Annotated in this window: 6 protein-coding genes; 1 reads left to right on the top strand and 5 read right to left on the bottom strand. The window is 72.1% G+C overall.

Translation table 11 applies throughout. From position 1 onward, the window contains the following. Window positions 1-601, bottom strand: a 601-nt coding sequence (locus tag ACFWY5_RS47825; RefSeq protein WP_379638880.1) for an XRE family transcriptional regulator, incomplete at its 3' end; no start/stop codon positions are given. A gap of 261 nt (window positions 602-862) precedes the next feature. Between ACFWY5_RS47825 and ACFWY5_RS47820 the strand changes: the two genes are divergently transcribed. Then, window positions 863-1735, top strand: coding sequence for a diacylglycerol/lipid kinase family protein (locus ACFWY5_RS47820; protein ID WP_379623751.1), 873 nt, complete (start codon window positions 863-865; stop codon window positions 1733-1735). Between the two features lie 83 nt (window positions 1736-1818). Here ACFWY5_RS47820 and ACFWY5_RS47815 read toward each other — a convergent pair whose 3' ends face one another. The 4 genes from ACFWY5_RS47815 to ACFWY5_RS47800 all read right to left on the bottom strand — a co-directional run bounded on the left by ACFWY5_RS47815 (window position 1819) and on the right by ACFWY5_RS47800 (window position 6014). Next, window positions 1819-2562, bottom strand: a complete 744-nt coding sequence (locus ACFWY5_RS47815) for an ABC transporter permease subunit (RefSeq protein ID WP_379638879.1) — start codon at window positions 2560-2562, stop codon at window positions 1819-1821. 101 nt (window positions 2563-2663) lie between these two features. Beyond that, on the bottom strand, window positions 2664-3434 hold the full coding sequence (locus tag ACFWY5_RS47810) for a glucose 1-dehydrogenase (RefSeq protein WP_379638878.1): 771 nt from the start codon (window positions 3432-3434) through the stop codon (window positions 2664-2666). 70 nt (window positions 3435-3504) lie between these two features. Further along, a complete protein-coding gene (locus ACFWY5_RS47805; RefSeq protein ID WP_379624834.1) occupies window positions 3505-4365 on the bottom strand; it encodes a helix-turn-helix transcriptional regulator in 861 nt (286 codons plus the stop codon). A gap of 38 nt (window positions 4366-4403) precedes the next feature. After that, a complete protein-coding gene (locus ACFWY5_RS47800; protein WP_379638877.1) occupies window positions 4404-6014 on the bottom strand; it encodes an ABC-F family ATP-binding cassette domain-containing protein in 1611 nt (536 codons plus the stop codon). Between the last annotated feature and the right edge of the window lie 77 nt (window positions 6015-6091).

Here is a 6091-nt window from a genome sequence, read left to right as displayed (position 1 = left end):
CCGTGAAGACCTCCTCGAACTGGTCCACGATGATCAGCGTCTCGCCGTCGCCCGGCGGCGCCCAGTCGCGCGCCGGGTGCGCGCCCGGCGTCAGCACGACCACCGGCCACGGCCGCGCCCCGGCCTGCACGCGCGCCTGCAGCCCGGCACGCAGCACCGACGACTTGCCCGACCCCGACGCGCCCAGCAGCGCCACGAACCGCTGCTCGCCGATCCGCTCCAGCAGCTCCTCCACGAGCGCCTCACGGCCGTAGAAACGCTGCGCGTCCGCGACCCTGAAGGGCGCCAGTCCCAGGTACGGCGCCGCCTCGTCGATGACCGGCTCCGGCTCGTCGTTCTCCCGGCCGCGCAACTCCCGCCAGCGGCGCTCCCACTCCTGCGGCTCGCCACCGCACGCGCGCACGTAGGCCAGCGTGACCGCGAGCGTCGGCAGCCGCCGGCCCGAGGCCGCCTCCGACAGCGTGGCCGCGGCGTAGTGCGCGCGGCGGGCCATCTGCCGGTAGGTCAGGTCGCCCGCCTTGGCGCGCAACAGCCGCAGGTCCGCGGCGAAGCGCAGGACCTCCGGATCGTCTCCCTCCAACGGACGCTCAGGCCGCGGCACCGCGCCTCCCCCCGGATCGGCTTTCCTTTACTCAAACCGAAGTCCGGAGGTTGATCAACCCTGGAAGATTGTTCGCCGCATTCGTCCCTCATAACGGGCCAGGAGCCCCACGAGCTGCGGACTTACTTGCGGGAAACGATAGAAGCCTGGCTCCGGAAATTGTTATCTGCTGTTTCTTGCATTTGTCCTACGACAGGTGTCAAGGACCATCCGCCTCGCGACGCGAGGATTCACCGGCCCGCCACCGGGCAGCCGACCATCATGCGAAAGGTCGCGGTCATCGCCCACCGCAAGAAGACCCTCGGCGGAGGCCTGGACGAGCTCCGCCGCCGGATCACCGACCGGGACATCGGCGGACTGCTCTGGTACGAGGTGCCCAAAAGCAAGAAGGCGCCCAAACAGGCGCGCAAAGCCCTGAAAGCGGGAGCCGAGCTGATCTTCGTCTGGGGCGGCGACGGCACCGTGCAACGCTGCGTCGACGCCCTCGCCGGAACCGGCGCCGTCCTGGCCGTCGTGCCCGCCGGCACCGCCAACCTCCTCGCCCGCAACCTCGACATCCCCGAAGACCTCGAAGAAGCCGTCCGGATCGGCTTCGAAGGCCGCCGCAAACCCCTCGACCTGGGACGGATCAACGGCGAGCACTTCGCCATCATGGCCGGCGTCGGCTTCGACGCCGACATGGCCGCCGACGTCGACGGCGGGCTGAAACGACGGCTGGGCCGCCTCGCCTACGTCTGGACCGGCCTGCGGCACGCCGGCGACACCACCACCCCCACCCGCGTCACGATCGACGGCGTCAAGTGGTTCTCCGGCGAGGCCGGATGCGTGCTCCTGGGCAACGTGGGCACGATCACCGGCGGCATCGAGGCCTTCGACGACGCCCGGCCCGACGACGGCTGGCTGGAGGTGGGCGTCGCCACGGCCAAGAGCAGGCTGGAGTGGGGACGGCTGCTCGGGCAGATGGCCACGGGGCGCTCCGACGAGTCGCCGTTCGTCCGCATCACCCGGGCCAGGAAGGTCACGATACGGCTGGCCGTACCGCGGACCTATGAGCTGGACGGCGGCGCCCGCGACCGCGCGACCAAGCTCAAGGCGGACATCCTGCCCGGCGGCATCACCGTCTGCGTCCCCTGACCCCGCGCGGGCCCCCGACCCGCGCGGAGGTTCGGCGCGGGCGCGCACGCGGCGCCCGCGTCGTCAGGCGTCGCGGCGCTGCATCAGGCGTCACGGCGCTTCATCAGGACGGCGCCCGCGACCACCGCGACCGCCACCCAGACGAGGTAGACCGCGAACCCGCTCCACGGCCCCAGCGACCCGTTGCTCTGGCCGCTGACGACCAGCAGACCGGCGTTCGTGGTGAAGTACTCGGACACGGTCCTGCCCCACTCCCCCGGCAACTGGACCGTCAGCGTGGGCAGCACCATGATCAGCGCGATCGCCGACACGATCGCGCCGGGCGTGTGCCGGATCAGCGAGCCGAGACCCAGCCCGAACAGCCCGCAGGCGGTCAGGTAGAGACCGGCCCCGAGCGCCGCCCGCACGATCTCACCCGCCGTCAGTCCCGGCGGCTGAGCGATCACCACGCCGACGGCGATCGCCCCGGCCGCCGCCACCGTGCAGACGACCAGCGCGACCGCCGAGAACGCCACGAGCTTGCCGGTCAGCAGCATGAGCCGCTGGGGCACCGCCATGAGGGAGGTGCGGATGCTCCCGGTGCGGTACTCGCCGGAGATCACCAGGACACCCAGCGTGGCCATGGCCAGCGAGGCGAACATCACGCCGGTCAGGCTCGCCGAGAGCACCTGCTCCCCCGGGACCGGCCGCCCCTCCGCCATGTTCTCGGCCGTGAGGTTGATGAGTGCGGAGAAACCCAGCATCAGCGCGCCCGTGACGCCCAGCGTCCACATCGTCGAACGCACCGAACGAATCTTGGTCCATTCGGACCGGAGTATGTCGATCACGATTCAAGGATCCCGGCGCGGGCCGCGATTCTCGTCCTGCCTGGGCAGGGTTACGCGGCCCGCGACCTGGGAGCCTGCTCCTAGCCCCCTGGTCTGATCGGCTACAGCATCTCCCCCGGGATGGCCGCGACCAGCCCGCCGTCGATGATCAGATCCTGGCCGTTGACGTAGGACGCCTCGCCGGAGGCCAGGAACGCCACCGCGCCCGCCACGTCGTCGGCGGTGCCGAACCGGCCCGCCACCACCTCGGCCACCACCGTGCCCTGGGCCTCGGCCGAGACGTTGTCGTGGAACATCGGCGTCTCGATGTAGCCGGGGCTCACGGAGTTGACCCGGATCCGCCTGGGCCCGAGCTCGGCCGCCAGCGTGTGCGCCAGGTTGTGCACCGCCGCCTTCGTCGAGGAGTACAGGGAACCGCCGGGCAGGCCGCGGTGCAGCGTCCACGACGCGTTGATCACGATCGCCCCGTGGTCGGCCAGCAACGGCAGCGCCTTCTGCAGGGTGAAGAACACGCCCTTGTAGTTGATGTCCACGACCCGGTCGAACTCGGCCTCGGTGACCTCGGCGGCCGGATCGAACGAGGCCACGCCCGCGTTGGCGAAGACCACGTCCAGCCTGCCGAACCGGTCCCGGATCCGATCCATCAGCGCGTCCAGGTCGGCCAGGCTCGCCGCGTCGCCGCGTACCGCGAGCACGCGGTCCCCGCCACCCAGTTCCTCCACGGCGGCGTCCAGCCGTACCTTGTCGCGGCCGGTGATGACCACCCGCGCGCCCTCGGCGAGCAACCTCCGCGCGGCGGCCAGTCCCATGCCGCTCGTGCCGCCGGTGATGAGTGCGATCTTGTCCTGAAAACGGGAAATGGTGTGCGTCATGGAACTCAGCGTGCCGACCGGCGCGCGAGGTGAACAGTGTCCCGCTATCCGGGGTCCGTCACCACCACCCTCACGCCGGGGCGGCCAGCCTGAGCAGCGGGAGCCGGGCCAGGCGCTCGGCCGTGCCGGTGCCGGGGCGGGGGTTGAACAGCTCCAGGTACCAGTCGGGATGGTCGACGACGGCCAGGGGCGTCGTGTCGAAGAACAGCTCGCCGGCCTCGGGATGGCGCACCGCCTTGACCGTCTGGACCTGGTCGCTGACGTCGTGGCGGGCCCACAGCTCGGCGAACTCCTCGCTCACGACGCTCAGCTCGTCCACCACGCGGGCGAACCCCGGGTCGCCGGGATCGTGGGCGACGCAGGCCCGGTAGGCGGCCACCACGGACGGGGCCGCCGACTCCCACTCGACCTGCATCGCGCGGTAGCGGGGGCTGGTGAAGAACGTCACCAGGCAGTTGCGGTCGGCGTCGGCGTACCCGAACAGCTCCCGCGCCGCGTCGTTGACGAGCAGCAGGTTCCAGTACCGGTCGCGCAGCATGGCCGGGCGCGGCATCCACGCGTCGAGCAGGTGCCGCAGCTCCGGCGTGACCGCGGTGTCGCGGGTCGCGCCGGCCCGCGGCGGGTTGAGCCCGGCCAGCAGGTAGAGGTGCGCGCGTTCCGGCTCGCTCAGGCGCAGCGCCCTGCCGATCGCGTCGAGCACCTCGCCCGAGACGTTGATGTCGCGCCCCTGCTCAAGCCAGGTGTACCAGGACACACCGACCCCGGCCAGCACGGCGACCTCCTCGCGGCGCAGCCCCGGAGTGCGCCGCCGGCCGGCGCCCTCGCCCGCCATGCCGACGTCGCCGGGCGTGAGCCGCGCCCGGCGCGAGCGCAGGAAGGCGCGGAGCTGCTCGCGGCGCTGCCGCGTCGCGGCTGGGGTTTCTGTGGCCATATGTCATGGTATCCAGCACGCGCCCTTTACAATGTAGATCAGCCGGTTTCGAGCAGCCGCCCGCCCGACAGCTCCAGCCGCCGTTCCACCTTGATCTCCGCGAGGAACCGTTCGTCGTGGCTGACCACCACGAACGCCCCCTCGTACGCCGCCAGCGCGCTCTCCAGCTGCCCCACGCTGACCAGGTCGAGGTTGTTGGTCGGTTCGTCCAGCAGGAGCAGCTGGGGCGCCGGTTCCGCGCACAGCACGCAGGCCAGCGTGGCGCGCAGCCGTTCGCCGCCCGAGAGCACGCCGACGGGCAGATGGGCCCGCGAGCCGCGGAACAGGAAGCGGGCCAGCAGGTTCATGCGCTCGGCCGCCGGCATGTCCGGGGCGAAGGCGGCCAGGTTCTCCGCGACCGTGCGCTCCTCGTCGAGCAGATCCAGGCGCTGCGACAGGTAGGCCACCCGGCCCTCGGCGCGCCTGGCGAGGCCGCCGCCCGGCTCCAGGTCGCCGCTGATCATGCGCAGCAGCGTCGACTTGCCTGCGCCGTTCGGGCCGGTCAGCGCGATCCGCTCGGGCCCGCGGACCGTCAGGTCCACGCCGGGCTCGGCGAACAGCTCGCGGGCGCGCAGCCGTTCGCCCAGGAAGACGGTACGGCCGGCGGGCACGCTCGTCCCCGGCAGGTGCAGCACGATCTTCTGGTCGTCGCGCAGGGCGCGTCCCGCCTCGTCGAGCCGGGCCTGGGCGTCGCCGACCCGGGAGGCGTGCATCTGGCCGGCGCGTCCGGCCGACTCCTGCGCGCCGCGCTTCATGTTCCCGGCGAAGATGCGCGGCAGGCCGGCGCTCTTGAGGTTGCGGGCGGCGTTGCCCGCCCTGCGCTCGGCCCGCTCGCGGGCCTGTTGCATCTCCCGTTTCTCCCGCTTGAGCTCCTGCTCGGCGCCGCGCACGGCCCGCTCGGCCGCCTCCTGCCCGGTGCGCACCGCCTCCTCGTAGGCCGTGAAGCCGCCGCCGTAGAAGCGGACCTCGCCGCGGTCCAGCTCGGCGATGCGGTCCATGCGGTCGAGCAGGGCGCGGTCGTGGCTGACGACGAGCAGGCAGCCCTTCCAGTCGCCGAGCACGTCGTGGAGCCGGTCGCGGGCGCCGCGGTCGAGGTTGTTCGTCGGCTCGTCGAGCAGCAGGACGTCGGGCCGCCGCAGGAGCTGCGCGGCCAGGCCGAGCGAGACGATCTGGCCGCCGCTCAGCGTGGCCAGCGTCCGCCCGAACGCGAGCTCACCGAGCCCGAGCCGGTCGAGCTGGGCGCGGGTGCGCTCCTCGATGTCCCAGTCGTTGCCGATCGTGGTGAAGTGCTCCTCGCTCGCGTCCCCTGACTCGATGGCGTCCAGCGCGGCGATCACCGGCGCGACGCCCAGGACCTCGGCCACGGTCAGGTCGCCGGCCAGCGGCAGGCTCTGCGGGAGGTAGCCGAGGACGCCCTTGACCGACACGCCGCCGCCGCCGGGCGTGTACTCGCCGGCGATCAGCTTGAGCAGCGTGCTCTTGCCCGCGCCGTTCGGGGCGACGAGCCCGGTACGGCCGCCGCCCACGCTGAAGGACAGGTCACCGAAGACGGGCGTGTCGTCGGGCCAGGAGAAGGACAGGTTGGAACAGACGATGAACGCGTCGGACATGTGCAGACCTCGTACGGAGACGATCCGGGCGTGCCGAAGCCGCCCGGCGAAGGGACAGGGATTCGGGAAACGACGAC

Source organism: Nonomuraea sp. NPDC059007, assembly GCF_042740555.1.
Taxonomy (GTDB): Bacteria; Actinomycetota; Actinomycetes; order Streptosporangiales; family Streptosporangiaceae; genus Nonomuraea.
The sequence above is the reverse complement of the archived record's forward strand: the minus strand, read 5'-3'. Positions and strand labels throughout refer to the sequence as shown.